The following is a 2,455-nucleotide window of genomic DNA, read 5'->3' as shown; positions in this document are numbered from 1 at the left end:
CCCCTTCGAAATAGTTTCTCTGCGTGATAATTTTCATGCGGAGAATATCTTTGTAGTGTATAAATAAAACCCCTTCGAAATAGTTTCTCTACGTTACAATGTTTATGCGGAGAATATCTATCTTTACAATATCTGTAAATTATTAATAATCAGTAAAATAATACTGTAATACCTATTGATTCAATCAATAAGTCATCTTTGTTTTCTTAATTTATCTTTTATTTCATGAAGATATGAAATTTGTATTAAATTCATATCGATATTGTAATATTAAATTTATGCTTGTAAATAAAGGGGCTGTATGTTATAAAGCGTACTATAAATTACTATCGCTAATTGTAAATTTACAAAATATTATCTTTCTTTAGTACTACTTTATTTTAACTCAATCAAAAAGGGAGTTTTTGATGAAGCAATACCTTGCGATCGGTATCGCATTATTTACGTTAAATGCATGTTCATTACCTCAGTCTGCTAATACAGATCCCCTTGAACATTGGGACAACTATTCTGAGCAAATAGTTAGCAGCAAAGACATACAACCAAATCAAGGTTTGGTGGTTTTTTATCGTGAAGCGAACATTGATGGTCCGGCTGTCAATATTTACATTAATGGTGATTACCAAGCATCGTTATTGGATAATGCTTTTAGTGCAGTAGCACTATGTGCCAATCAAAATTTGCTCACATCCTCTTTAAGTACCAATACTAAGGGTGGCAACCGCACTCATGGGATCAAATTTATCTCTCCAAGCAAACAAATTACCTATATCAAAGTAAAACAAGTTAAGAATTCTGTTCCAGTATTTGAATTTGTCAAACCGGAAGTGGCAACCAACGAGCTGAAAGCCGTAAAAATGCAGACTCAAACCTTGTCGCGTGTTAAACAGTTGGATTGTGAAACCAATGGTTATGCTTTGATCTCAACTTCAATCAACTCAAATATTGCTTTTCCTTTGAATAAGCACAATTACAACGATTTGTCTGTTGCGGGCAAACAAGATATTCAAGCATTTATTTCTGAAATCAAAGCATTAAACCAACAAGCAATAAGCAAAATTGTGGTTAACGGTTACACCGATCCGGTAGGCACCGAAACTTACAATCAAACATTATCTGAAAAACGTGCGGCAGCAGTCAGCGATGCCTTGAAACAAGAAGGCGTAGATTTGCCGATTGTCGCAATTGGCTACGGCGAAAAAGAGCTGATCATTGATAGTTGTGCAGTAGAATCGCGAAATAAGACCAAACGAAACGAATGTAATCTAGCGAATCGTCGTGTAGAAATTGTTGTTTATGGTCAAGAGTAATCATATATAAACGGGTTAAATATCAGCAAGATGGAAATCACTCGATTCCGTTACTGGTAGCGTAATTATTTTTGTAAACAAATCAATATTGGATAAGTTTCGCCTTACCCAATAGCGTAAATTTTTTTGAAATTAGGATACAAACATGTCAACAACTTTAAAAGTCTTAAATGCTAAAACTGAAATTGCAAGCTACACCATCGCTAATGGTGAAACGTTAACCATTAAAGCGCAAGATGAAGTGAATTATCAATTAGTTGATAATCTAACCGGTTTAGGACCGCAAAATATTATTGCCAAACGTGTCGGCAATGATCTACAAATCTTATTAGAAAACGGTGATACCGTTCCGGATATCATTATTGAAGATTATTATGATAATGATGATCCAGCAGCGACGACCAACCTACTTATAGGACAGCATGAAAACGGTAATATTTATGCCTATGTTCCTGAGTCAGGACAAACCTCTGACGCGGTCAGCATGCTGGCTGAACAAATGGCTGCGCCGCAAGCATTGGGTGGTGATGAAATCAGTGGCTTGTGGGTGTTTAGTCCATGGTGGTTATTGGCATTAATTCCATTGGCTGCCGTTGCAATGGCTGCCGGTGGTGGCGGTAAAGGCGGTAGCGCAACCGATACCACTGCTCCAGATGCACCGACAGTCACAGAAGTGACTAATACCGATAGCAATGGTGACGGCACACCAGACAGCACCACCATCAAAGGGAAAGCCGAGCCGGGTTCAACAGTCGGCATCGACACCAATGGTGACGGCAAAGCGGATGTGACGACTAAAGCGGATGCAAACGGCGACTATACGCTGGAGGTCGCCCCGGCGCTAGAAGACGGCAAACAATACCCGGTAACCGCCACCGATTCAACCGGCAACACCAGTGATCCGACCAACGTCACCGGTGATACCACAGCGCCTGCCGCCCCGACAGTCACAGAAGTGACTAATACCGACAGCAATGGTGACGGCACACCGGATAGCACCACCATCAAAGGGAAAGCCGAGCCGGGTTCAACAGTCGGCATCGACACCGATGGTGACGGCAAAGCGGATGTGACGACTAAAGCGGATGCAAACGGCGACTATACGCTGGAGGTCACCCCGGCGCTAGAAGACGGCAAACAATACC

General features: G+C 40.7%; 2 protein-coding genes. Both read left to right on the top strand.

The genetic code is table 11. The features are described from left to right. Nucleotides 1-407: 407 nt before the first annotated feature. Nucleotides 408-1,310 (top strand): OmpA family protein, encoded by a 903-nt coding sequence (locus tag FHQ23_RS12685; RefSeq protein WP_139614380.1) that lies wholly within the window; start codon nt 408-410, stop codon nt 1,308-1,310. 145 nt (nt 1,311-1,455) lie between these two features. After that, a partial coding sequence (locus FHQ23_RS11100) for an Ig-like domain-containing protein (RefSeq protein WP_267963701.1) occupies nt 1,456-2,455 on the top strand: 1,000 nt, incomplete at its 3' end.

Source organism: Testudinibacter crocodili, assembly GCF_006228025.1.
In the GTDB taxonomy this organism is placed as follows: Bacteria; Pseudomonadota; Gammaproteobacteria; order Enterobacterales; family Pasteurellaceae; genus Chelonobacter.
This window is presented reverse-complemented; position numbering and strand designations above follow the sequence as displayed.

Bases quoted from the DNA above. Each gene is read 5' to 3' on its own strand.
- FHQ23_RS12685 (WP_139614380.1), top strand. From the start codon at position 408: ATGAAGCAATACCTTGCGATCGGTATCGCATTATTTACGTTAAATGCA.